General features: G+C 45.6%; 19 protein-coding genes and 7 tRNA genes. 24 read left to right on the top strand and 2 right to left on the bottom strand.

All coding sequences use genetic code 11. The features are described 5' to 3' along the window. Positions 1-69 precede the first annotated feature (69 nt). Entirely contained in the window at positions 70-2,634 is a 2,565-nt protein-coding gene (gene mutS, locus L1D23_RS20040) for a DNA mismatch repair protein MutS (RefSeq protein WP_239870989.1), read from the bottom strand. An 84-nt stretch (positions 2,635-2,718) separates the two neighbouring features. Between mutS and pncC the strand changes: the two genes are divergently transcribed. From pncC to luxS, 21 genes are all read left to right on the top strand, one after another. Beyond that, positions 2,719-3,210, top strand: coding sequence for a nicotinamide-nucleotide amidase (pncC, locus tag L1D23_RS20035; protein ID WP_239870986.1), 492 nt, complete (start codon positions 2,719-2,721; stop codon positions 3,208-3,210). 192 nt (positions 3,211-3,402) lie between these two features. Next, positions 3,403-4,449 (top strand): recombinase RecA, encoded by a 1,047-nt coding sequence (recA, locus tag L1D23_RS20030; protein WP_031343405.1) that lies wholly within the window; start codon positions 3,403-3,405, stop codon positions 4,447-4,449. Between the two features lie 82 nt (positions 4,450-4,531). Then, positions 4,532-4,996, top strand: a complete 465-nt coding sequence (gene recX / locus L1D23_RS20025) for a recombination regulator RecX (RefSeq protein WP_239870983.1) — start codon at positions 4,532-4,534, stop codon at positions 4,994-4,996. A gap of 141 nt (positions 4,997-5,137) precedes the next feature. Continuing rightward, positions 5,138-7,720 carry an alanine--tRNA ligase gene (gene alaS / locus L1D23_RS20020; protein WP_239870980.1) on the top strand — a complete coding sequence of 861 codons (2,583 nt, stop codon included), beginning with the start codon at positions 5,138-5,140 and terminating at the stop codon, positions 7,718-7,720. 192 nt (positions 7,721-7,912) lie between these two features. Further along, positions 7,913-9,100, top strand: a complete 1,188-nt coding sequence (locus L1D23_RS20015; protein WP_239870977.1) for an aspartate kinase — start codon at positions 7,913-7,915, stop codon at positions 9,098-9,100. Between the two features lie 92 nt (positions 9,101-9,192). Beyond that, a complete protein-coding gene (csrA, locus tag L1D23_RS20010; RefSeq protein ID WP_229631383.1) occupies positions 9,193-9,390 on the top strand; it encodes a carbon storage regulator CsrA in 198 nt (65 codons plus the stop codon). A 183-nt stretch (positions 9,391-9,573) separates the two neighbouring features. Further along, positions 9,574-9,666: transfer RNA gene (locus L1D23_RS20005), tRNA-Ser, on the top strand. Positions 9,667-9,709: 43 nt separating this feature from the next. Then, a tRNA-Arg gene (locus L1D23_RS20000) sits at positions 9,710-9,786 on the top strand. A 23-nt stretch (positions 9,787-9,809) separates the two neighbouring features. Beyond that, positions 9,810-9,902, top strand: a tRNA-Ser gene (locus L1D23_RS19995). A gap of 83 nt (positions 9,903-9,985) precedes the next feature. Next, positions 9,986-10,062, top strand: a tRNA-Arg gene (locus L1D23_RS19990). Between the two features lie 41 nt (positions 10,063-10,103). Continuing rightward, a tRNA-Arg gene (locus L1D23_RS19985) sits at positions 10,104-10,180 on the top strand. 51 nt (positions 10,181-10,231) lie between these two features. Further along, positions 10,232-10,308, top strand: a tRNA-Arg gene (locus L1D23_RS19980). Positions 10,309-10,750: 442 nt separating this feature from the next. Further along, complete coding sequence (locus L1D23_RS19975) at positions 10,751-11,008, top strand: oxaloacetate decarboxylase subunit gamma (RefSeq protein WP_239838903.1); 258 nt, start codon at positions 10,751-10,753, stop codon at positions 11,006-11,008. Between the two features lie 31 nt (positions 11,009-11,039). Continuing rightward, positions 11,040-12,824 carry a sodium-extruding oxaloacetate decarboxylase subunit alpha gene (oadA, locus tag L1D23_RS19970; RefSeq protein WP_239870974.1) on the top strand — a complete coding sequence of 595 codons (1,785 nt, stop codon included), beginning with the start codon at positions 11,040-11,042 and terminating at the stop codon, positions 12,822-12,824. Between the two features lie 9 nt (positions 12,825-12,833). Then, positions 12,834-13,964, top strand: a complete 1,131-nt coding sequence (locus L1D23_RS19965) for a sodium ion-translocating decarboxylase subunit beta (RefSeq protein WP_239870971.1) — start codon at positions 12,834-12,836, stop codon at positions 13,962-13,964. A gap of 112 nt (positions 13,965-14,076) precedes the next feature. Beyond that, positions 14,077-15,027: an NADP-dependent oxidoreductase gene (locus L1D23_RS19960; protein ID WP_239870968.1), complete on the top strand. Its 951-nt coding sequence runs from the start codon at positions 14,077-14,079 to the stop codon at positions 15,025-15,027. After that, complete coding sequence (locus tag L1D23_RS19955) at positions 15,021-15,482, top strand: YqaA family protein (protein WP_239870965.1); 462 nt, start codon at positions 15,021-15,023, stop codon at positions 15,480-15,482. Before L1D23_RS19960 ends, L1D23_RS19955 begins: the two co-directional genes overlap by 7 nt. A gap of 9 nt (positions 15,483-15,491) precedes the next feature. Beyond that, the gene (locus L1D23_RS19950; RefSeq protein ID WP_239870962.1) at positions 15,492-18,350 is read left to right on the top strand and encodes a pitrilysin family protein; all 2,859 of its coding nucleotides are present in this window, start codon (positions 15,492-15,494) and stop codon (positions 18,348-18,350) included. 104 nt (positions 18,351-18,454) lie between these two features. After that, positions 18,455-20,023 carry a glutamate--cysteine ligase gene (gene gshA / locus L1D23_RS19945; protein WP_239870959.1) on the top strand — a complete coding sequence of 523 codons (1,569 nt, stop codon included), beginning with the start codon at positions 18,455-18,457 and terminating at the stop codon, positions 20,021-20,023. A gap of 7 nt (positions 20,024-20,030) precedes the next feature. Next, a complete protein-coding gene (locus tag L1D23_RS19940; protein ID WP_275667386.1) occupies positions 20,031-20,627 on the top strand; it encodes a hypothetical protein in 597 nt (198 codons plus the stop codon). A gap of 22 nt (positions 20,628-20,649) precedes the next feature. After that, the gene (gene luxS / locus L1D23_RS19935; protein ID WP_239838910.1) at positions 20,650-21,168 is read left to right on the top strand and encodes an S-ribosylhomocysteine lyase; all 519 of its coding nucleotides are present in this window, start codon (positions 20,650-20,652) and stop codon (positions 21,166-21,168) included. Between the two features lie 45 nt (positions 21,169-21,213). Here the strand turns inward: luxS and L1D23_RS19930 are convergent, their stop codons facing one another. Further along, positions 21,214-21,690: an RDD family protein gene (locus L1D23_RS19930; RefSeq protein ID WP_239870956.1), complete on the bottom strand. Its 477-nt coding sequence runs from the start codon at positions 21,688-21,690 to the stop codon at positions 21,214-21,216. A gap of 189 nt (positions 21,691-21,879) precedes the next feature. On the opposite strand from L1D23_RS19930, the gene L1D23_RS19925 reads away from it, so the two are divergent. The 3 genes from L1D23_RS19925 (at position 21,880) to L1D23_RS19915 (ending at position 24,050) form a co-directional block, all read left to right on the top strand. Then, positions 21,880-21,964, top strand: a tRNA-Leu gene (locus tag L1D23_RS19925). 308 nt (positions 21,965-22,272) lie between these two features. Next, positions 22,273-22,680, top strand: coding sequence for a VOC family protein (locus L1D23_RS19920; protein WP_239838912.1), 408 nt, complete (start codon positions 22,273-22,275; stop codon positions 22,678-22,680). A 113-nt stretch (positions 22,681-22,793) separates the two neighbouring features. Further along, positions 22,794-24,050: an HD-GYP domain-containing protein gene (locus tag L1D23_RS19915; RefSeq protein WP_239870954.1), complete on the top strand. Its 1,257-nt coding sequence runs from the start codon at positions 22,794-22,796 to the stop codon at positions 24,048-24,050. The last annotated feature ends 641 nt before the right edge of the window (positions 24,051-24,691 follow it).

Here is a 24,691-nt window from a genome sequence, read left to right as displayed (position 1 = left end):
CAGAAATTTATGCGCTGAGAAACCAAACGGCAGCTCCGCTATAAGTGAAGAGCTGCCGTTTTGTTTTTACTACATTAATTTTTTCAGCCGATAAAGAGCTTCCAATGCCTGTCTAGGAGTGAGGTCGTCAGGGTCGATGCCTGATAGCGCCTCTTCCACTTCGCTTGGCTCTGGAATCAGGCTCAGTTGATTAGCAATGTCTACTGCGCTGCTGGTGGTATTGCTATTGTCGCCACGACTAAGCTGTTCAAGCTGAGTCAGTTTCGCTCGGGCATTTTTGATCACGCTTTTTGGCACGCCAGCGAGCCCAGCAACGGCGAGACCATAAGACTTACTGGCAGCCCCTTCCTGAACAGCGTGCATAAAGGCAATGGTATCGCCATGCTCAACCGCGTCTAGATGGACGTTAGCCAGATTCGGTATTTGGTTCGGTAGCTCGGTCAACTCAAAATAGTGGGTGGCAAATAAGGTCATGGAGCCGAGTTCTTTTGCCAACCACTCTGCACTTGCCCAAGCCAGTGATAAACCATCATAAGTACTGGTTCCACGACCAATTTCATCCATTAAAACTAAGCTGTTTGCTGTGGCGTTGTGAAGAATATTCGCGGTTTCGGTCATCTCAACCATGAACGTTGAGCGTCCTGATGCAAGATCATCTGAGGCGCCGATGCGAGTAAAAATGCGATCAATAGAACCAATATGGGCTGATTCTGCCGGTACGTAGGAGCCAATATGAGCCATCAGTGCAATCAGCGCGGTTTGACGCATGTAGGTCGATTTACCCCCCATGTTTGGGCCCGTAATGATAAGCATCTTACGTTGTGGATTAAGCTCAATAGGGTTAGCAATGAACGGTTCTTCAAGGACTTGTTCAACCACGGGATGTCGGCCTGCTTGAATGTGGATACCAGCTTGCTGACTGAGTACAGGGCGACAGTAATCTAGGCTATCGGCACGTTCGGCTAAGTTTTGCAGCACGTCAATTTGGGCAATCGCTGAAGCCAAATTCTGCAGCTTTTCTAGATGGGGCATTAAAAGGTCAAACAGTTCTTCCCACAACTGTTTCTCAAGCGCCAATGCCTTCGATTTGGAATTAAGCACCTTATCTTCATGTTCTTTCAGCTCAGGAATGATGTAACGCTCTGCATTTTTCAGCGTTTGACGGCGAACATAATGTGGTGGCACCAAGTGGCTTTGTCCGCGGCTGACTTGGATGAAGAAGCCATGTACGTTGTTATAACCAACTTTGAGCGTATCTATGCCATGACGTTCACGCTCTTCCTGTTCCATTTTTTCCAGATACTCAGTCGCACCATCGGCCAATTTTCGCCATTCGTCGAGCTCAGCATTATACCCTTCAGCGATGACACCGCCATCTCGGATCACCACGGGAGGGTTTTCTTTGATAGCACGTTCGAGAAGTTCACAGACTTCCTCTTGTGGAGCGGCATACTGGCCGAGTTTAACCAGATATGGATGTGCTAGCGTTGCCATAGACTCAGATAATTCAGGCAGTTGTTGCATTGCATGACGTAAACGTGCCATATCACGCGGGCGGGCACTGCGCAAAGCGAGACGCGCCAAGATACGTTCGATGTCTCCGATCTGTTTGAGTACGGGGTGTAAGTCAGCAAACAGAGTCAACTCTTTCAACTCACTGATCGCGTCTAGGCGGTGATTGAGGGTGTTGATGTCGCGCATTGGCTGGTGAAGCCAACGTTTCAACATACGGCTACCCATTGGTGTGGCAGTGTGGTCAAGCACTTCAGCAAGTGTGTTATCCGTTCCGCCTGCGAGGTTCTGAGTAATTTCGAGATTACGACGAGTCGCGGCATCAAGAATGACAGAATGATCCTGACGATCGTAAGTGAGAGAGCGAATATGTGGCAAAGCGGTACGTTGCGTGTCTTTAACATACTGAATCAAACAGCCCGCAGCGCAGAGCCCGAGCTTCGCTTGTTCTACGCCGAAACCGACAAGATCACGAGTACCAAACTGTTGATTTAACTGCTGCTTAGCGGTATCCAACTCAAACTCCCAAACGGGACGACGGCGATTACCGTTGCGAGCGGCCATCAGTGCGACGGGTTCGAAATCTTCTGGAAATAATAGCTCTCTCGGTGAGGTCCGCTGGAGCTCTGCGGCCATCGCTTCCTCAGTCTCGGGTTCCATAAGCTGAAAGCGCCCTGACGTGACATCCAGTGTGGCGTACCCGAATTTACCATCGTGGTGGTAGATAGCGGCAATAAGATTGTCGATACGTTCCGAGAGAAGGGCTTCATCGGTGACGGTTCCCGGTGTCACTATACGAACAACTTTGCGTTCTACTGGGCCTTTGCTGGTCGCGGGGTCACCAATTTGTTCGCAGATCGCAACTGATTCACCTAGCTGAACAAGCTTAGCCAAATATCCTTCCACGGCATGAAACGGGACACCGGCCATTGGTATCGGCTCACCAGCAGAAGCGCCGCGTTTTGTTAATGAGATATCCAGCAACTGGGATGCGCGTTTAGCATCGTCATAAAAAAGCTCATAGAAATCCCCCATTCGGTAGAACAGCAATATATCTGGGTTCTCAGCCTTAAGCTTGAGGTATTGCTGCATCATGGGCGTATGTTTTTGTTCAGCTTTCACGGTTCAGATCTTTTGTTTATTTCTATTGCGGCTTAGGATACGTGAATCACGGATTGGCGAAAAGTCACAATGAGAGTTTTAGATATGGCGGAGTTGCACAAACTGTCTCAAAAATTAGGCGAATGCCTGAAACAGCATAATTTAATTCTGACCACTGCAGAGTCTTGCACTGGCGGTGGTGTCTCTGCCGCAATTACCGATATTGCTGGCAGCTCTGCTTGGTTTGACCGTGCATTTATTACGTACAGTAATGAAGCGAAAATGGAAATGCTCGGTGTTAAAGATTCGACACTGGTTTTTCATGGTGCGGTGAGTGAAGAAACTGTTATTGAAATGGTGCAAGGTGCGATCAAGCATTCAAAGGCTAATATTGGCGTATCCATCAGCGGTATTGCAGGACCGGATGGTGGAAGTGTCGAAAAACCTGTAGGTACAGTGTGTTTTGCTTGGGCTGATGAAAGTGGATGGCTGAAAGCGGCGACATACTGCTTTGATGGCAACCGGAGTGAAGTTCGCAGGCAAGCGGTCGAAGTTGCGCAAAAGGTACTGTATGAGGAAGTTAGTCAGCGTGAGTAATCGGAGAGATTTAAAATAAAAACTTTTAGAAATTAAATAGATATAATCTATATCTAAAAAAATTGTCTGCAGCTATGGACACTGTATGAATCAACAGTATAATGATTTTCATTGATTGCTCAGGATGGTTCCAGAGCAGAACAGAAGAATTCAAAGATCATCAATGCATTGATGAACAAATCGGAGAAAGTGATGGACGATAACAAACAGAAAGCGCTCGCCGCTGCGCTCGGTCAGATTGAAAAGCAATTCGGTAAAGGCTCTATTATGCGCCTTGGTGACAACCGCGCTATGGATGTCGAAACCATCTCTACAGGCTCACTTTCTCTCGACATCGCACTTGGTGCTGGTGGCCTGCCAATGGGGCGTATCGTTGAAGTATATGGCCCTGAATCTTCAGGTAAAACAACGTTAACCCTTGAGTTGATTGCAGCAGCACAACGTGAGGGCAAAACTTGTGCCTTTATCGATGCTGAGCACGCTTTGGATCCTGTCTACGCTAAGAAACTGGGTGTAGATATTGATGCTCTACTGGTTTCTCAGCCAGATACGGGTGAACAAGCGCTTGAGATCTGTGATGCATTAGCTCGATCTGGCGCTATCGATGTTATGGTGGTTGACTCGGTTGCGGCTCTAACACCTAAAGCTGAAATTGAAGGGGAAATGGGCGACAGCCACATGGGTCTTCAAGCTCGTATGCTTTCCCAAGCTATGCGTAAGTTAACGGGTAACCTGAAACAGTCAAACTGTATGTGTATTTTCATCAACCAAATCCGTATGAAGATTGGTGTGATGTTTGGTAACCCTGAAACCACAACGGGTGGTAATGCGCTAAAATTCTACGCTTCTGTTCGTCTTGATATTCGCCGCACAGGCTCTATCAAGGAAGGCGACGAAGTGGTGGGTAACGAAACTCGTATTAAAGTGGTTAAGAACAAGATCGCGGCGCCGTTCAAACAAGCAGAAACTCAGATTATGTACGGCGCAGGCTTTAACCGTGAAGGTGAGTTGATTGACTTAGGTGTGAAGAATAAGCTAGTTGAAAAAGCTGGTGCTTGGTATAGCTACAATGGTGATAAAATTGGCCAAGGTAAAGCCAATGCATGTAAGTACTTACGTGAAAACCCAGCTGCCGCTCAACAAATTGACACCAAATTACGCGAGCTCTTACTGACTCCAGCAGAAATCCAACCAGATGACGCTGAGTTAGGTGAAATGCCAGAGCAAGAAGAGCTATAAAGTTATCTGGTTACTAAATTTAAAGCCCTGCAACAGCAGGGCTTTGTTGTATTTGGTGTGATGGAATAATCAATTACTTATTATGTTTCAACGTAAGCCTCCCACTTTATCCAGTAAAGAAATGGCGATTTACCTTCTTAGTCGGCGTGATCACGGAGAATATGAGCTGTATCAGAAGCTCGCAATGAAGGGGTACGATGACGATGCGATTCAAGAAGCTGTCAATTTTTGTTTAGATCATAACTATCTTGATGATCTGCGTTTCGCAAAAAGCCAGATAAGGCAACATGTCTATAAAGGGTATGGAGAGCGTCGAATTTGCCAAGAACTGAAACAAAAACGAGTGCCTGATTCAGTTATTGATCAAGCAATGGAAGAAGAGCCACAAGATTGGTTCGAGTTAGCAAAAAATGCAGCGGAGAAGAAATTCAAAGGAATCCACGCTAAGGACCAAAAAGAGTACGCCAAACAGGTGCGTTTTCTTCAATACCGGGGGTATAGTTTTGAACAAATTAGCTATGCTCTAAGCTCTGATAAAGAGGACTGATATTAAGTAACCGCACGATTTATAGATTTACGTTGCATTCACACATCATTCCGTTCTTTTCTGCGAGAAAACTAGTCGAAGCGTTAACCATGATCTACAATAGCGCAAAATTCTAACTCGACTATTTTCAGGAAGAGCTGCATGTACATGAGCACTGATGAGGTTCGTAACGCGTTCCTCAAGTTTTTTGAGAGCAAAGGACACCAAATCGTAGACAGTTCATCGTTGGTTCCACATAACGATCCAACCCTGCTATTCACAAACGCAGGTATGAACCAATTCAAAGATTGCTTCTTAGGCGCTGAAAAGCGTGCCTACACACGAGCAACGACAGCTCAGCGTTGTGTACGTGCAGGTGGTAAACACAATGATCTTGAAAATGTTGGTTTTACAGCCCGCCATCATACGTTTTTCGAAATGTTGGGTAATTTTAGCTTCGGTGATTATTTCAAAGAAGATGCAATTGCCTTTGCATGGGAATTCCTAACCGAAACACTTCAGCTGCCGAAAGATCGTTTACTGGTTACCGTTTACGAAACTGATGACGAGGCATTTGACATCTGGAACAAGAAGGTTGGTGTGCCAGCTGATCGTATCGTCCGTATCGGTGATAAAGAAGGCGGTAAACAGTACGAGTCAGATAACTTCTGGACTATGGGTGACACAGGTCCTTGTGGTCCATGTACGGAGATCTTCTACGATCACGGTGAACATATTTGGGGTGGACGCCCAGGTACACCTGAAGAAGACGGTGACCGTTTCATCGAAATCTGGAACAACGTTTTCATGCAGTTTAACCGTCATGCAGATGGTACGATGGAGCCGCTACCTAAGCCTGCTGTTGATACAGGTATGGGTATTGAGCGTATTTCTGCAATCATGCAAGGCGTTCACTCAAACTACGAAATCGACGTATTCCAACAGCTAATCAAAGCGGCAGCAGAAACGATCGGCTACGAAGATCTATCTAATCAATCACTACGCGTTATTGCAGACCACATACGTTCATGTTCATTCTTGATCGTTGATGGTGTGATGCCTTCAAACGAAGGTCGTGGTTACGTGCTACGTCGTATCATTCGTCGTGCTGTTCGCCATGGTAACAAGCTGGGGGCGAAGGGAGTATTCTTCCACAAACTGGTTGGTGTTCTTGCTGAAGTCATGGGTACTGCGGGCGAAGAGCTTAAAAAGCAACAAGCGGTTGTTGAAAAAGTGCTACGCATCGAAGAAGAGAACTTTGGCCGCACTCTAGAGCGTGGTATGGCGATTCTAAATGAAGCGCTTGACAGCCTAGACGGTAAAATCCTTGATGGTGAAACCGTATTTAAGCTTTACGATACCTACGGATTCCCTGCTGACTTGACTAACGATGTTGCGCGCGAGCGTGATTTTGCGATCGATGAAGAAGGTTTCGAGAAAGCGATGGAAGCGCAGCGCCAACGTGCTCGTGAAGCTGGTCAATTTGGTACTGATTACAACGCAACGATCAAAACGGAAGAGCAAACCGAGTTCTGCGGCTACACAGGTACGGAAGGTAAGAGCAATGTTGCTGAAATCTTTGTTGAAGGTGAAGCGACGAGCTCTTTATCAGCTGGCGATAAAGCGATCATCATCCTTGGTGAAACACCATTCTACGCAGAATCAGGTGGCCAGTGTGGTGACGCTGGTATTCTAAAAACTGAATCTGGCCTGTTCCAAGTAGAAGATACTCAGAAGCTAGGTAATGCCATTGCACACCACGGTGTTCTAGCGGAAGGTGTGCTAGCGAAAGGTGATGAAGTTGAAGCCATTGTTGATGCTGAGCGTCGCGCTGCTATCTCTTTGAACCATTCAGCAACGCACTTGCTGCATTCCGCTCTGCGCAAAGTTCTAGGCGAGCATGTTACGCAGAAGGGCTCTCTAGTTAAGCCTGAAAACTTACGTTTTGACTTCTCTCATCTAGAAGCGGTAACCCCTGCAGAGCTAAAAGAAGTCGAGCGTCTGGTCAACGCGCAAATTCGTCGTAACCACAACATCGAAACCAATATCATGGACATTGAGTCTGCTAAGCAGAAGGGCGCAATGGCTCTATTCGGTGAGAAGTACGACGACGAAGTGCGTGTCTTGTCTATGGGAGATTTCTCTACTGAGCTTTGTGGTGGCATCCACGCAGAAAGCACCGGCGACATCGGTCTATTCAAAATTACTTCTGAAGGTGGTATTGCTGCAGGTATCCGTCGTATCGAAGCTGTCACTGGTGAAGCGGCTCTAGATGCTATCGAAGAGCAACAAGCGAAGTACGAAGAGAAACTGGCTGAATCTGCAACTAAAGCTAAAGCGTTAGAAAAAGAGATCCAGAAGCTGAAAGATAAGATGGCTGCGGCAGAAAGCGCAAACATCATGGGGAAAGCTCAGGAAATCAACGGTGTTAAGGTACTTATCGCGGCGATGGAAGGGGCTGATCCAAAGAACCTTCGTACTATGGTTGACGACATCAAGAACCAGATGGGGAGTGGTGTTGTTATGCTGGCGAACGTCAATAGTGAGAAGATCGGTCTTATCGCGGGCGTGACTAAGGATCTCATCGGTAAAGTAAAAGCTGGTGATCTTGTTAAGATGGTTGCTGAGCAAGTTGGTGGTAAAGGTGGTGGTCGTCCTGATATGGCTCAGGCGGGGGGGACCGATGTTGCCGCGCTTCCTGATGCAATTAAGTCAGTCCAGCCATGGCTTGAAGAACGCCTTTAAAAGCTAATTTAATATTTTTACGCTCAATCAATAGTTTGATTGGGCGTAATTTTTTTCTATTGACCAAGTGGTTTAATGGCGCAGTTGTTGTGTGCTATTCAGCGACTTGGTTTTTGTTATTACTGCTGCAGACAATATTCAACTAATTGAAAGCAGCCTAATGAGACTTTGGTCTTGGGAAGGTGAAGACTGGTGAAAAAGCCCCTTATCGTGCAAAAGTTTGGTGGAACCTCTGTAGGTTCAATTGAAAGAATCCACAGAGCCGCCAAGCACATCATTAAGGCGAAAAATGATGGTAATCAAGTTGTTGTAGTCGTGTCAGCAATGTCTGGAGAGACAAACCGACTTATGGATTTGGCAAAGCAAGTAGACAGCGTGCCAACAGCCCGAGAACTTGATGTTTTGCTTTCTGCTGGTGAGCAGGTGTCGATGGCACTGCTGGCAATGACTCTGAATAAATTAGGTTATGCCGCACGCTCACTTACCGGAGCACAGGCGAATATTGTGACGGACAATCAACACAATGACGCGACGATTAAAGAAATTAATACATCAACAATTGAACAGCTCCTAGCACAAGACAGCATAGTGATAATTGCAGGGTTTCAAGGTATTAATGAGAATGGGGACATCACGACTTTAGGCCGAGGTGGCTCGGATACCAGCGCTGTCACACTGGCAGGCGCTTTACTGGCCGAAGAGTGCCAGATCTACACTGATGTTGATGGGATATACACTTGTGATCCTCACACAGTGGCCAATGCTAAAAAGCTGGATGTGATTGATTTTCCTTCGATGGAGGAAATGGCACGCAAAGGCGCAAAAGTACTCCACCTACCGTCGGTTCAGTATGCTTGGCAACACAATGTTCCGCTTCGCGTGCTTTCCACCTTTGATAATAACCAAGGCAGTCTTGTGAAAGGTCATGAATGCCAGAAGGCTATCTGTGGTGTGGCTATCCAGCGTGAGATGCTAATGATCAAGGTCGACCGAGATACATTTTGTAGCTTTGAGAAGCAATGTCAGATGTTAGGAGTGACGATTTGGAATGTGATCGACCATGCAGAATGGGTAGGTGTGGTGATAAAACACGATGCTTATGCAAAACTGGATCTGGTTTTCGGTGACAAAATCCGTAATAGTGAAGACGTTAGCCTACTAACTGTCGTGGGCGTTCAGGTCGAAGGATTGGTTGAACCGTCTTATGCCTTGCTGTCAGAGCAGGGGATGGGTGTGTTGCACTATGCAGTGAATCCGCGGTCGTTGGTGCTGGTATTGAAACCGGAATACGTCGACAAAGCTGCGAACATACTGCATGATGCTTACATCACTTCTGCAGAGGCTCTCGGTAGCCAGCAAAAACATGCCTTTTTAGGTTAATTTGGTTCGAGAATAGAGTTTACGAAAATATAACTTTTGTTGGATAATGGCCTCGTAGCAAGAAAAATCAGAGATTACTCAAGGAGCACAGAATGCTAATTTTAACTCGCCGCGTTGGCGAAACTCTAATGATCGGTGACGAAGTCACAGTCACAGTACTGGGTGTTAAAGGCAACCAGGTACGTATTGGTGTTAATGCACCAAAAGAGGTGTCTGTTCACCGCGAAGAAATCTACATGCGCATTCAAGCAGAAAAAGGTAATGGTAACCCTGCATCAGGCAACTACTAATTACACGAAAAGGCTGACATTATGTCAGCCTTTTTTGTATTATCACTCGGCACATTTATAGTAAAAAGAGCGAATTAGTATCGCTTTGATTAAATAGCCAACGGTTGGTTAACTTTTTGCTGATTTTGCCAAGAAAATGTTTGACATATTTTCGGTAAATCGTAATATGTGCCTCCGCAAGACGGTGAGGTGGCCGAGAGGCTGAAGGCGCTCCCCTGCTAAGGGAGTATGCGGTTTGTAGCCGCATCGAGGGTTCGAATCCCTCCCTCACCGCCATTCTTGCACTGCTCTTCGGAGCTTGCTTTAAAACAAGCATTGCGCGCTCGTAGCTCAGCTGGATAGAGTACCTGGCTACGAACCAGGCGGTCGAAGGTTCGAATCCTTCCGAGCGCGCCATATTCCTTACCAGGGAATAAAACGGTGAGGTGGCCGAGAGGCTGAAGGCGCTCCCCTGCTAAGGGAGTATGCGGTTTGTAGCCGCATCGAGGGTTCGAATCCCTCCCTCACCGCCATTAATTGGCCTATGGTCAATTTTTTTGTTTTAAAGAAAAGTTAGTGTGATATACTTCACAACTCTCTTTTGAGAGAACATTGCGCGCTCGTAGCTCAGCTGGATAGAGTACCTGGCTACGAACCAGGCGGTCGAAGGTTCGAATCCTTCCGAGCGCGCCACTATTTCGTTTARTAAGCTGCAAGCTTGTTGAACATTCCGTGCGTCCTTAGCTCAGCTGGATAGAGTACCTGGCTACGAACCAGGCGGTCGGAGGTTCGAATCCTCCAGGACGCGCCACTCTTTAAGGTCATAAGACCTGATATTGACTTTAACGATATCAAACATTGCGCGCTCGTAGCTCAGCTGGATAGAGTACCTGGCTACGAACCAGGCGGTCGAAGGTTCGAATCCTTCCGAGCGCGCCATTTATTAGAGCCCTGCTAGAAATAGCGGGGCTTTTTTATTAACATTTTATTATCAATTTATTAACTTTATTTTTAAAAGTTGATGTTTTCTAAGAGCTTTTTTGAGAAACATTATCCCTATCGCAGTAATCGTCCGATTTATCTAATAACTTCATAAAATCGGCAGTTATTTATCCTTATATCGTCTCATATTGCAGATTTATGTGATTTGTATGACGCAATCATCCCTAGAAATGTGCAATATCATCAAGACTGCTTTAAACAAAATTGACAAAGTTTAACCAATCGAGATAATCCTAGACCTCTTATCGGGATATTTGACTACTTTTCCTGAAAGAAAACGTCAGCACAGAACTGACGTCAAAAAGGGCATTTAGGACACGAAGTCCCAATAATTAAATGGCCAATATCTTGTCAGGATGACAAAGAAAGGATGCTTAAAATGGAAAATGTTGGAAGCCTGCTAGTAGATGCTGCGACCCTGATGCTTACAGGGATGGCCGTAGTATTTATATTCCTAACTATTCTCGTCTATCTCGTTCGGTTAATGTCTAAGCTGGTGCCAGAAGAAGTGCCAGAGCCGATCGCTACACCGAAACAAAATAATAAAATTCAACCAACCTCTTCTGCTATTAGCCCCAAGGTCGTTGCTGCGATTGCCGCAGCTGTGCATCAACATCGCACGTCAACCGCTAAGTAGCACTTAAATGGATTAAAAGGAGTTAATGAGCATGTCTAAACCACTAGCTTTAACCGACGTGGTGCTTCGTGACGCCCATCAGTCGCTGTTTGCAACGCGTATGCGTCTTGAAGATATGTTACCTATCGCAGCGGAGCTCGATAAAGTGGGGTACTGGTCTTTAGAAACCTGGGGCGGTGCTACTTTTGATGCATGCATCCGTTTTCTAGGAGAAGACCCATGGGAGCGCTTGCGTGAGCTTAAAAAAGCGATGCCCAATACACCAATGCAAATGCTGCTTCGTGGCCAAAACCTGCTAGGTTACCGCCACTACGCAGATGATGTGGTTGAAAAATTTGTTGAGCGTGCACACGCCAATGGTATGGATGTGTTCCGCATCTTTGATGCAATGAACGATGTGCGCAATTTCCAGAAAGCTGTCAAGGCAGCAGTCGATGTTGGTGCTCACGCACAAGGTACGCTTTCTTATACTACTAGCCCGGTTCACAATACCGACACTTGGGTTGATCTGGCGAAGCGTCTTGAAGATCTTGGTTGCCACTCTTTATGCATTAAAGATATGTCAGGTTTGCTTAAGCCATATGAAGCCGAAGAGCTGATCACACGAATTAAGTCTTCTACCGATATTCCTTTAGCACTTCACTGTCACGCAACGACTGGCTTATCTACTGCGACAGCAGTCAAAGCAGTCGAAGCTGGAGTCGATATTCTTGATACTGCTATTTCCTCAATGAGTTGCACTTACGGTCACACTCCGACGGAGACTGTGGTGGCTATGTTGCAAGGTACAGAGCGTGATACCAACCTTAAGTTAGACCAGATCGAACCAATAGCGGCATACTTCCGTGAAGTGCGTAAGAAGTACGCCAAATTTGAAGGTCAATTGAAAGGAGTTGATTCACGTATTCTGATTGCTCAAGTGCCGGGAGGTATGCTGACCAATATGGAAGGTCAGCTGAAAGAGCAGGGTGCAGCGGATCGTATTGATGAAGTATTGCAAGAGATCCCTCGTGTCCGCAAAGATCTGGGCTACATCCCACTTGTAACGCCCACATCGCAGATTGTTGGTACACAAGCCGTGATTAATGTACTTACGGGTGAGCGCTATAAGAGCATCACCAAAGAAACGGCTGGTGTTCTTAAAGGGGAATACGGTGAAGCTCCGGCTGCAGTGAACGCGGAACTACAGACAAAAGTGCTGGATGGTGATGAAGCGATTACCTGCCGTCCTGCGGATCTTCTTGAAGCGGAAATGGATACTCTGACTGACGATTTACTCGCAAAAGCAAAACAGGAAGGGATTTCTCTCGCTGAAGACACCGTGGATGATGTACTGACTTACGCATTATTCCCCCAGGTTGGTCTTAAGTTCCTTAAGAACCGCAGAAACCCTGATGCATTCGAGCCTGCTCCATGGTTAGAAGAGTCCCCTGTTTCTGCGCCTGTCGCGCAACCAGCTCAAGGTAGTATTGAGACATACAGTGTTAAAGTGGATGGTCAGGTTTATGATGTCGAAGTTGGTCCGCAAGGTCAGCTAACATCTGTAGCGCCTACTAGTTCGGCTGCTCAGCCAATAGCAGCTCCGGTTGCGTCCTCGGGGAGTTCAGAAACTGTTCCTGCTCCTTTGGCTGGGAACATTTTTAAAGTGAATGTTCAAACTGGTGCTCAGGTTGAAGAAGGTGAAGTTCTTCTGATCCTCGAAGCGATGAAAATGGAAACGGAAGTCCGTGCTGCCCGAAGTGGCACTGTGCAAGATCTTCACGTCAAAGAAGGTGATGCAGTGACGGTCGGTGCACCACTGCTGAGTCTGGCATAAGGGAGTATCATGGACGGATTAATGACCTTATGGTCAGAAACAGGGATAGCTAACTTTGAATTTGGCCAGATCTGCATGATTCTAGTTGGCTGTATTTTGTTGTTTTTGGCTATACGTAAAGGCTTTGAGCCCTTGCTGCTTTTGCCGATTGGTTTTGGTGCCATCTTGGCCAATATTCCAAATGCTGGTTTTACCGACGAAGGTGGTCTACTGTACTACGTCTACTATGTGGGGATTGAATCGGGTATCTTCCCGTTGCTTATCTTCATGGGCGTTGGGGCGATGACCGACTTTGGCGCATTGATTGCTAACCCGAAAACCTTGTGGTTAGGTGCTGCAGCACAATTTGGTATCTTTGCTACCTTGTTTGGCGCAATTTTGCTTAATTACGTACCGGGTATGGAATTCAGCATGTCTGATGCTGCTTCGATTGCCATTATTGGGGGCGCTGATGGACCAACCGCGATTTTCCTTGCCAGTCAACTGTCCCCTGATTTGTTGGGGGCCATAGCGGTAGCAGCATACAGCTATATGGCATTGGTACCCATCATTCAGCCACCAATCATGAAAGCGCTGACAACACCCGAGGAACGTAAGGTTAAGATGGCTCAGCTACGCCATGTCGGCAAAGCTGAAAAAATTCTCTTCCCACTTGCCGTGTTGTTGATGACGATCTTGTTCCTACCTTCCGCAACCCCGCTGGTTGGTATGTTCTGTCTCGGTAACTTGATGCGCGAAGCTGGGGTGGTGGATAGATTGTCGAAAACAGCGCAGAACGAGTTGATCAATATTGTCACCATCTTCCTTGGTTTAGGCGTTGGCTCCAAGCTTCAGGCTGATGAGTTCCTCAATGTTGAGACCTTGGGCATTCTTGCCTTAGGTGCCGTTGCCTTCAGTATTGGTACAGCGGGCGGTGTCTTAATGGCTAAACTGCTGAACAAGTTCTCCAAAGAAGATATTAACCCACTGATCGGTGCAGCTGGAGTATCTGCGGTACCGATGGCGGCGCGTGTGGTGAACAAGGTTGGCTTGGAGGCTAACCCACAAAACTTTCTCCTGATGCATGCCATGGGGCCGAACGTGGCAGGCGTTTTAGGCTCCGCAGTGGCGGCAGGTATTCTCCTTGCGTTGGTGAATTAACGTAAGTTATGAGTCAAATTGAGAATAGGCAGTTAACTTACCAGCAATAAATGGTATATATTCAAAGGGATGCTTTCGCATCCCTTTTTCGTATCGATAGGGAAATGATGAAATGGAAAATAAACAAATCGCGATAACCCAATTTGGTGATCCTGAAGTCTTAACCATTCAAACCAACGCTGTGCCTGAACCCCAACAAGGTGAGGTGTTGATTAAGGTCGCTTTTGCTGGCGTTAACCCTATCGATGTTAAAACTCGTGCTGGCCTTGGTTGGGCGGCTTCGCAGAACAAAGATAATCTACCTTGGGTGCCGGGGTACGATATTTCTGGTGAAGTGGTGACATGTGGAGAGCAAGCAAAGCGATTTGTTGCGGGTGACAAAGTGGCTGGCTTTATTGGCTTCCCACTCCAAGGCGGCGGTTACAGTCAGTACGTATGTGTGCCGGAAGCCGAACTTAGCTTAGTGCCTGAGTCGATCACTCTAGAAGCCGCGGCGGTGCTCCCTTTAGCTGGGCAGACTGCGGTTCAGGCTTTAGATAAAGCGAGTGTTCAGGAAGGGCAAAGAGTGCTGATTCTTGCTGGTGCAGGTGGTGTTGGTCATATTGCTATTCAGGTGGCGGTTGCCGCGAAAGCTGAAGTCTTTACCACTTGTAGCGAAGCCAACCTTGATTATATGGCGACGTTAGGCGCTCATGCGGTGAACTATCAGTTCTCCCCAGTCTCAGAGCGAGTCGAAGAAGCTGATGTGCTGATTGATCTTGTTGGCGGAGACGCCGCTTTAGATGCACTCAAATGCCTAAAAGACGGTGCCAAGGTGGTGACAGTGCCAACCATTACGGCGGAACTAATTTGTGAAAAAGCAAAGCTACTTGGTTTTGAAGCTACAGGGATGCTGGTTGACCCTAACCCTGAGCAGCTTGATGCGTTAATTTACATGGTCAGTGTTGGATTACTCAAAACAGAGATCCAGCATATCTACCCAATGGATCAGGTGATGGACGCGCATAAACAGATTGAAACAGGGCATACGCGAGGCAAGATCTTGCTTGATATGCAATGCTAGAGGCGTTTAACGCCGCGTTTGAAAGTATCGCTCTGTGGTTTTCTGATTCTGCACTCTGGGTTTTGTTTCTTTCTGGTTTCCTGAGTGCAACGCTACTACCTGGGGGCTCAGAAGCTGGACTGATCGCTACTCTGAGCCTCAATCAATTTTCTACTCTTTCTATCATCGCTGTGGCTACTGTGGGTAATACTCTCGGTGGTTTAACTAACTACTGGCTGGGTTTATGGCTGCCAAATCGAACTCAAAATGAAAAACATGGTCATAAAGCACTACAGTGGTTGAGCAAATACGGCTATTGGTCCCTTTTGTTTAGTTGGTTGCCTGTAATTGGTGACCCGCTTTGTCTGGCTGCAGGTTGGTTACGTATGCGTTTCTGGCCTTGTTTATGGTTGATCATGATGGGTAAAGCCATACGATATTGCCTGTTAGCCGCTCTTTACTATGGTTTTTTCTGAGGAGATATCATGAGAAAAATCTGGCTAGGTGCCTTTTCTCTCGTTGCTCTTTATGGTTGTGCCAACAATCCATTATCGTCGGGTTCTCATCTGTCTTCACTCCCACAAGGAGTTTCTCTAATTGAAGACGTTCAGGCACAGCCTGGTAAGGCTATGATTCCTTACACTAAATATCAGCTTGCGAACGGCTTGACCGTTATTCTTTCTCCCGATGATTCTGATCCTTTGGTCCATGTTGATGTTACTTACCATGTTGGGTCTGCTCGCGAAGAGATTGGTAAATCGGGTTTTGCCCACTTTTTCGAACATATGATGTTTCAAGGCAGCGAACATGTCGGTGATCAAGAACACTTTAAGATCATTACTGAAGCTGGGGGAACGCTTAACGGTACGACCAACCGCGATCGGACTAACTACTTCGAAACTGTGCCGTCTAATCAGCTAGAGAAAATGCTGTGGTTAGAATCCGATCGTATGGGTTTTTTGCTAGATGCAGTGTCACAGCGTAAGTTTGAGATCCAGCGAGATACAGTTAAAAATGAACGGGCTCAGAATTATGATAATCGCCCATATGGTCTGATGTGGGAAAAAATGGGTGAAGCGCTTTACCCTGAGGGACATCCTTATTCTTGGCAAACGATCGGCTATGTTGAAGACTTAGATCGTGTTGATGTGAATGATCTCAAAGCTTTCTTCTTGCGTTGGTATGGACCGAATAATGCGGTACTCACCATCGGTGGGGATATTAATGTTGAACAGACGCTGCACTGGGTTAATAAGTATTTCGGTTCTATTCCTGAAGGGCCAGAAGTCAAGCAGGCACCAAAGCAACCTGCTGTTCTCAATGAAGATAAATACATTACGTTGGAAGACCGTATCCAACAACCTATGGTTTTGGTGGGTTGGCCGACGACATATCGTGGAGAAAAGACAGAAGCTTCACTGAATGCATTGGCTAATGTATTAGGTAAAGGGGCAAATAGTCTGCTTTATCAAGACCTCGTTAAAACGCAAAAAGCGGTGGACGCCGGTGCATTCCAAGATTGCTCTGAATTGGCGTGTAATTTCTACGTTTATGCCATGGCTCCATCAGGTGAGAAAGGCAAACTGAAACCGCTGTATGATGAGTTGATGCAGACATTAGAGAAGTTTGAAGAGCGAGGTGTAGATCAAACTCGCTTGGATCAGATCACCGGTATGGCCGAAGCCAATGCGGTATTTGCGTTACAGAGTGTGAAAGGAAAAGTGACTCAACTCGCATCAAACCAGACTTTCTTCGGCCAGCCGGATCGTTTGCAAACTCAGCTCAAGCAGATTCGTGCGGTCTCACCAGAGTCGGTTATGAAGGCTTATCAGGATTATGTGAACGGTCACCATAAAGTTACGTTGAGTGTCGTTCCGAAAGGCAAGCTAGATTATGTGGTTACACCCGCTACATTCATCACTCCAGAACGTACCTTGCCAGAATACACCAAGATCAAGGAGCAAGATCTCGCCTATCGTCGTCCAGTGGATGACTTTGACCGTTCAGTAATGCCAGAAGTTGCTGAAGCAGTGAAAGCCCAGATGCCTAAGTTGTACAAGCTGTATTTTGATAATGGCGCAGAGCTGCTAGGTACGGAAAGCAGGGAAACCCCAACGGTTCAACTGGAAATTCGTTTCCCAGCCGGTGAGCGGTATGTTCAGCCGGGTAAGGAAGGCTTAGCGAATTTGACTGCTGCTATGATGGAAGAGGGGACGTTAGATTCCACGGTTGAACAGCTGCAAGCGAGGCTGGATAAACTGGGCAGTACGGTTTCCATTAATGCTGCAAACTACACGACCAGTATCTCCGTTTCCAGCCTAGAGAAAAATCTAGCTCAAACACTGGCCATTGTGGAAGAAGTGTTATTTAAACCGGCGTTTAATGAATCTGACTTTGAGCGTAATAAACAACAGATGCTTGAGGGTATTGTTTATCAGCATCAGAAGCCGAGCTGGTTGGCTTCTCAGGCAACCAGACAAGTACTGTTCTCTGGTTCTATCTACCAGCGTCCTAATGATGGAACGAAAGATTCGGTGGCTGCGTTGACTTTGGATGATGTTAAAGCATTTTATCGTCAGCATTACACTCCACATGGCGCGCAAATTGTTGTGGTTGGCGATATTTCCAAACGTCAGGTTAAAAAACAACTCGCCTTCTTGGAAAATTGGCAAGGTGAAGAAGCACCTTTACTTCGCCCACAGTTGGTTGAGCAAACCAATGCACAAAAAATTTACCTAGTAGATAAGCCAGGGGCACCACAAAGTATTGTTCGCTTTGTCCGCCAGGGGCTGCCTTTTGATGCAACAGGTGAAGTTTATCTAACTCAGCTTGCTAACTTTAATTTGGCTGGAAACTTCAATAGCCGAATCAATCAGAACCTACGTGAAGATAAAGGCTATACCTATGGTGCAAGTGGTTACTTTGCTGCTAACAGAGAAGTGGGAGCAATTGTCTTCTCGGCTCAGGTTCGGGCTGACTCTACTCTCGAGTCAATTAAAGAGTTTGAAAAAGAGTTGGAGCAATACAGCAAACAGGGTATGACTGACGAAGAAATGAAATTTTTACGTTTAGCAGTTGGTCAACAAGATGCTCTGAAGTATGAAACACCTTCACAGAAAGCACAGTTGTTAAGTAGTATTCTGGCTTATAGCTTGGACGAAGATTATCTCAAGCAACGTAATGAGATTGTGGATACGGTCAGTAAAGACACTTTGAACCGAATGGCAGCTAAGTGGTTTACTCCTGATGCCTATCAGATCATTGTTGTTGGTGACGCAAAATTGCTGAAGCCTCAGCTAGAAAGTTTGCAAATCCCGCTAGAAGAGCTTGAAATCGTTCGTTAGAGTACACATAAATTAGAGCATGAGAGAGGGATGGGAGCAGTCTCACCCTCTGATAATTCAAACGGCCCAGAAGTATTTGGGTCAGGACATAAGCGAACCTCATTTTGACTGATTTTGCTGCGCGACTGGAGCGAGTTGCACAAAACCCGAAAATATTTCAATCCTTTGGCCGTGGTGTAGAGAGAGAAACACTGCGTTATCAAAAGGATGGTAGGTTAGCGACAACGCCTCACCCCCAAGCGCTGGGCTCGGCATACGCGAATGATTGGATCACGACTGATTTTTCTGAGTCTTTGTTGGAGTTCATTACTCCAGTATCCAGTGACATAAAAACATTGACTGCGCAGCTTGAGGATATTCATCACTTTACCCAGACGAAGCTGGGCGAAGAGAAAATGTGGCCTCTGTCTATGCCATGTTATGTCAGTCAGGAAGACGACATCAATCTTGCCCAATACGGAAGCTCCAACTCTGGCAAGATGAAAACGCTATACCGTGAAGGGCTAAAGCGTCGCTATGGAAGCCTGATGCAAATTATTTCCGGCGTGCATTTCAACTTCTCATTTCCTGAATCTTTCTGGGATGCGTTGTATGGAGAGCAGCCTGAAGCCGAACGCCAGCAAACAAAATCTGACGCTTATTTTGGGCTGATTCGTAATTACTACCGTTTTGGCTGGCTGATTCCTTACTTTTTTGGAGCGTCACCAGCACTATGCTCTTCCTTTGTTAAGGGGCGAGAAACAACTCTGCCTTTTGAGAACATCGGAGAAACGCTATTTCTACCACATGCAACTTCCCTACGCATGAGTGACTTAGGTTATACCAACAGTGCGCAAAGTGTATTGAGGATTGGTTTCAATAGCCTAGATGAGTATTTAGACGGGCTCAACGCGGCAATTCGAACACCATCTGCTGAGTTTGCTGAGATTGGCGTTAAAGTAGAAGGTGAATATCGACAGCTAAACAGTAATGTGCTTCAGATTGAAAATGAACTGTATGCACCGATTCGCCCTAAGCGTGTTGCTAAAGGTGGTGAGAAGCCTTCGGAAGCCTTATCGCGTGGTGGTGTTGAATATATTGAAGTGCGTTCACTTGATGTGAACCCTTACAGTGCCATTGGTATTGATGAGGAGCAGATTCGTTTCTTAGATTTGTTTCTTACTTGGGCGGCGATAACGGAATCCGAACCGATGGATTTTTGTGAACAAGCATGCTGGCGTGAAAACTGGAATAAAGTCATTGAAGCGGGGCGTAAACCTGGCTTAGAACTGCAAATCGGTTGTAAAGGTGAAGTATTGTCATTACAGGATTGGGCTCTACGAGTATTTGACGAGATTCTCCTCATTGCAGAAAAAATGGATGCTGCAGTAGGAGGAGAAGCCTATCAGTCGGTATGCCATAAACTGTTGACTTGGATACACAATCCAGAATTGACCATTTCTGGTCAACTGTTGGCGGATACCAAACGTCTGGGAGGGTTAGGCAAAGTCGGTTGTGATTTTGGTCAGCAATACCGTGAGCAACATTTGAGTCATGTATTCCAAGTGTACAGTGCTCAAGTGATGGAGCAGGAAGTAGAACGTTCACGTATAGCCCAAGTAAACGCGGAACAAGCGGATACGCTAAGTTTTGATGACTTTTTAGATGATTACTTCACCTATTTGAAGGTATAGCAAAACATTGAAAAGGGCTTTTCTGCTATCGAGTATTGTGATGTTAGGTGGCTGCGCGACGGCTCCACCTAAAAGTCAAAGCAATGCATGTGATATCTTCCGTGAATATCAGGATTGGTATGATGCCGCTGTTGAGATGGAAGAAGAATGGGGAACTCCTATTCAAATTGCGATGGCATTTGTCAAGCAGGAAAGCAGCTTTCGACACGACGCTAGGCCCCCGAAAGATTACCTACTTGGTATTATACCTTGGGGAAGAGTCAGCACTGCTTATGGCTATGCTCAGGCACAAGATCCAGCTTGGGAAGATTTTCAAAAAGCGACAGGTCATGGTGGTTCTAGGACGAACTTTGATGATTCAATGATGTTCATCGGCTGGTATACCAGTGAAACCCAGAAGCAATTAGGGATCTCTAAGTGGGATCCTTATAATCAGTATTTGGCCTATCATGAAGGGCGTAGTGGTTATAAGCGAAAATCTTATCAATCAAAACCTGCATTGGTAAAAGTTGCTCGCAAAGTCGAGAAGCAGGCAAAGGATTATGGTTGGCAACTCAAACAGTGCCGACAAGAATTGGAAAGTAACCGGAGTTGGTTTTTCTAACCCGGGGCGAAGGAGAAGGACAATGCCATTATTAGATAGCTTTACTGTGGATCACACTCGTATGAATGCACCAGCGGTGCGTGTAGCGAAGACGATGACCACTCCGAAAGGGGATACCATAACAGTGTTTGATTTGCGCTTTACCGCGCCTAACAAAGACATACTTTCGGAGAAAGGTATTCATACGCTTGAGCATTTATATGCGGGCTTTATGCGTAGCCACCTGAATGGTAATAATGTTGAGATTATCGATATTTCCCCTATGGGTTGCCGTACAGGGTTTTATATGAGTCTGATTGGTACACCCTCAGAAGATCAGGTAGCTCAGTCATGGTTATCCGCTATGCAAGACGTGCTCAAGGTCGAAAGTCAGAACAAAATCCCCGAGCTGAACGAATACCAATGTGGTACAGCAGCGATGCACTCTCTAGAGGAAGCAAAGCAAATTGCACAGACAATTATCGATGCGGGAATTAAAGTTAATAAGAACGATGAGTTGGCACTACCAGAGTCGATGCTAAAAGAGTTGAAAGTAGACTAGTCGTTACATTGGAATAGAAGAGGAAGGCGGCTGCCTTCCTCTTCTTTATTGAACTTTAGGTAAAACAACAACCTGTGTCTTAGCCCAAATGTCATGAAAACCACGTTTTTGCGGATCGATGGGGACAGTCAAATTGGCTAAACCAAATCCTGAAGTAGCAATGCGAATAAGAGCCTGCGTGACAGAAATGGCGCTGCCATCGGCGTTACGAACTTGTATTTTCCAAGCTCTCATCCCAAGAGTTTGTCCTGCCCGAGTCCAGAAGAAAACAAAGAAATAAATCCAGACAACCGCTAGGTAGAGAGTATAAGTCGGTCCCCATATCGGATGATTAGTAAGAAAGTCGCTTACATCTGTATAAGGAGCGACATGAAAGGCGCCCATAGCGACTAAGGCGTGTAAAACGGCAATAACAATGCCTGCTGCCATCATTTCAATCGCAATGACGATTAAACTATCGTAAAACAATGCGCCAAGGCGACGCATTAGACCTGCTGGTGGCAGGGTGTCTGTTGTCGACATATTAACTTACCCAAATTTAATAAGGCGTCAGAATATAGCTTCCCCGTGAGTCTGAAAAGAGACTTTGCGCACAGCTTAATAATTTGTGGTGATTTTATCAGCAAACGGCAATCAATTCAGTCTTTTGCACTTGCACGAATACTTTGCTTACGTATAATGCCAACCATCAAAGGGCAACAGCCCAAAGATGCCGGTGTGGTGAAATTGGTATACACGACGGATTCAAAATCCGTTGCCTTCGGGCGTGGCGGTTCAAGTCCGCCCACCGGTACCATATTTAAACAACAAAGCCTCGACGAAAGTCGGGGCTTTGTTGTACTTGTCTGTTATAAATATAAAACTAGGTCGAAGTTCTAGAACGAAATGTCTCCTGACTGTAGGCAGGCTATCAATTCTAAGCATAGCTAATAGCTGGGAAGCTGTTTTTATCTTGTTTGAATTATGCCCTGCCTGCAAAACCTCTCTCGTCGTTATACTTCTTTCGTCCTTACTAGCGATAATAAAAATCTTCAAATTTTTCTATTAGTTAAGTAAATATTGTCTATCTTTTAGAGAGAAGAAATTTCTGAAAGGATTCAATCAATGTATCAACTCACCCCTTACTTGTTTTTCGCTGGACGCTGTGATGAAGCGCTAGACTTCTACTGCCAAGCGTTTGGTGGGGTTGTGGTCACCAAGCAATACTTTAAGGACTCACCTCAACAAATAGAGGGCGCTGATCCCGATTGGATCATGCATGCAGAGTGCGAAGCATTCGGTATGAAGTTAATGCTTTCAGATGGCTTAGTCGCGAAGGAACGTTCTGGTAATCATATTGCACTGTCTCTGGTGTTTGATGACATCAATGATCAGGCCAGAGTCTTTGATAAATTATCCCACGGTGGGAATATTATGATGCCACTTGCCGACACGTTTTGGGGGGCTCGTTTTGGTAAAATTGAAGATAAATTTGGGGTTCGTTGGATGTTACATTGTGAGTTGGTTAAGTAACTTCGCAAACTGACGCAGCCTCTTTACTTGCTAAGGGTTGTTAGTGGTGAATTCTGCGTGTGAGTTGCCTAAAATGATAAATCAATTAATGAAGATTAAGTTGTATATAAATCGTGGCTAGCATAAAAATAACTGTAGACAGACTTCAGCCAGGGTTGCATATCCGACTTCCAGTCAAATGGAATGAGCACCCCTTTTTGTTTAATAGCTTTAAGATTAAAGACGAAGAACAGATCCGTCTGATCCGTCACTTAGGCATTAAACATGTGTTTATGAACCCTAGCCAGAGTGATACTCAACCTCTCCCTCCACCGACAGAGCCACAGGATAAAGATGAAACTCCGGCAGAACAAATCGATCTTGAAGCACAGAAGCTTTGGAAAGAGAAGCAAGACCGAATTGAAAAACTTAGTGCGTATCGGCGCAGGGTGATTAACTGTGAGAAAGAATTTGAACGTTCACTATCTCGGATGAGAGCGGTGATGAATAAAATTCGTAACCGCCCGGAACAGGCGGTTGATGAAGCTGCCCTATTAGTCGATGACATTGTCGATAAACTGTTGAGTGACGATCATGTGACTTTGCATTTGATGAATGGCAAAAGTGAGTTTGAAGATATTTACTTTCATTGCCTTAATGTCTCAGTTATTGCCATGATGATCGCTCAAGCGAAAAAGCTTGAAGCACAACAGATAAAGGAAGTTGCTTTTGCGGCTTTGTTTCACGATATGGGGAAAGTGAAGGTACCGACTGCTATCGTTCGTAAGCAGACCCCTTTAAGTGAGCCGGAAAAAAACTACCTTAAGCTTCATACTAAATACGGGCTTGATATCGCCAGTAATATGGGGAGTTTTCCAGAAAGCGCCAGAAAGGTTATCGCTCAGCATCATGAATTAAACGATGGCTCAGGTTATCCAGAAGGATTGAAAGAAGATCAAATTGATGAGCTGACGCAAATTATTTCAGTTGCCAATGCTTACGATAACCTATGCCACAGCAACATCCCCTCCGAACAAAAAATTCCATATGTGGCACTGTCTCATCTATATAAAAACTGTAAACATCTATATAACAATGAAAACCTCAACATTCTGATTAAGTTTATGGGGATCTATCCGCCAGGCACTGTTGTTCAGCTGTCTAACGATATGGTTGGTTTGGTTATCTCAGTCAATGCACGTAACATTCTTTTCCCTAATGTGCTTATCTATGATCCTTCGGTCCCAAGAACGCAAGCTCCGATCATTGATTTGGCCGAGAAAGAGATAAAAATCGTGAATGCCATTTTGCCTAACAAATTACCTGATAAAGTACGTGAGTATTTAAACCCTCGCTCTAGGATCTCTTATTTCTTTGATAGTGATGATTAGTTATCCACAGTAATTTGTGGGTAGTTTGATGATAAGTTGAAGATAAAATGGTACTAAATAGGCGCTTGAATGATTAATGGTCATTTAAGCGTTTTTTTATCGAAAAAGGCAAATTTATGCTTGCCATCCTTTTGGAGCTCCCTATAATGCGCATCCACTGACACGGCAGACGCCACAAGGCTTCAGCAGTGTTAGAGAGGTGAAAAGCTTCTGAGAAAATAAGTTTGAAAAAGTGTTTGACTCTTCAAATTATCTCGCTAGAATGCACCTCCGCTTTGAGAGAGAGTTTCTTGAAAAGCACAGCTCTTTAACAATATAAACCTATCAATCTGTGTGGGCACTCGTTGATGATAATCCAAATAGTTTCTTAGGAAACAATTTAGGTTTCAATGATACGAAGTGACCATTCGAATTGGGAAGCAGCCTTGAGCTGTTTTGTTTTAYTTTTTCAAAAGTGAAAACCAATAAGAGCACAGTCAATTCAAACATTACTTATGTAATGTTCAGTATTCATTGAGCCGACAAAATCTTAAATTGAAGAGTTTGATCATGGCTCAGATTGAACGCTGGCGGCAGGCCTAACACATGCAAGTCGAGCGGAAACGAGTTGTCTGAACCTTCGGGGAACGATAACGGCGTCG

It is taken from the genome of Vibrio sp. Isolate24 (genome assembly GCF_022398215.1).
Taxonomy (GTDB): domain Bacteria; phylum Pseudomonadota; class Gammaproteobacteria; order Enterobacterales; family Vibrionaceae; genus Vibrio; species Vibrio coralliilyticus_A.
The sequence above is the reverse complement of the archived record's forward strand: the minus strand, read 5'-3'. Positions and strand labels throughout refer to the sequence as shown.

Coding starts and splice junctions, on each gene's coding strand:
- L1D23_RS19975 (WP_239838903.1), top strand. CDS start 10,751: ATGGAAAATGTTGGAAGCCTGCTAGTAGATGCTGCGACCCTGATGCTT.
- luxS (WP_239838910.1), top strand. CDS start 20,650: ATGCCATTATTAGATAGCTTTACTGTGGATCACACTCGTATGAATGCA.
- L1D23_RS19960 (WP_239870968.1), top strand. CDS start 14,077: ATGGAAAATAAACAAATCGCGATAACCCAATTTGGTGATCCTGAAGTC.
- csrA (WP_229631383.1), top strand. CDS start 9,193: ATGCTAATTTTAACTCGCCGCGTTGGCGAAACTCTAATGATCGGTGAC.
- alaS (WP_239870980.1), top strand. CDS start 5,138: ATGTACATGAGCACTGATGAGGTTCGTAACGCGTTCCTCAAGTTTTTT.
- oadA (WP_239870974.1), top strand. CDS start 11,040: ATGTCTAAACCACTAGCTTTAACCGACGTGGTGCTTCGTGACGCCCAT.
- L1D23_RS19930 (WP_239870956.1), bottom strand. CDS start 21,690: ATGTCGACAACAGACACCCTGCCACCAGCAGGTCTAATGCGTCGCCTT.
- L1D23_RS19955 (WP_239870965.1), top strand. CDS start 15,021: ATGCTAGAGGCGTTTAACGCCGCGTTTGAAAGTATCGCTCTGTGGTTT.
- L1D23_RS19950 (WP_239870962.1), top strand. CDS start 15,492: ATGAGAAAAATCTGGCTAGGTGCCTTTTCTCTCGTTGCTCTTTATGGT.
- pncC (WP_239870986.1), top strand. CDS start 2,719: ATGGCGGAGTTGCACAAACTGTCTCAAAAATTAGGCGAATGCCTGAAA.
- L1D23_RS19920 (WP_239838912.1), top strand. CDS start 22,273: ATGTATCAACTCACCCCTTACTTGTTTTTCGCTGGACGCTGTGATGAA.
- L1D23_RS19965 (WP_239870971.1), top strand. CDS start 12,834: ATGGACGGATTAATGACCTTATGGTCAGAAACAGGGATAGCTAACTTT.
- recA (WP_031343405.1), top strand. CDS start 3,403: ATGGACGATAACAAACAGAAAGCGCTCGCCGCTGCGCTCGGTCAGATT.
- recX (WP_239870983.1), top strand. CDS start 4,532: ATGTTTCAACGTAAGCCTCCCACTTTATCCAGTAAAGAAATGGCGATT.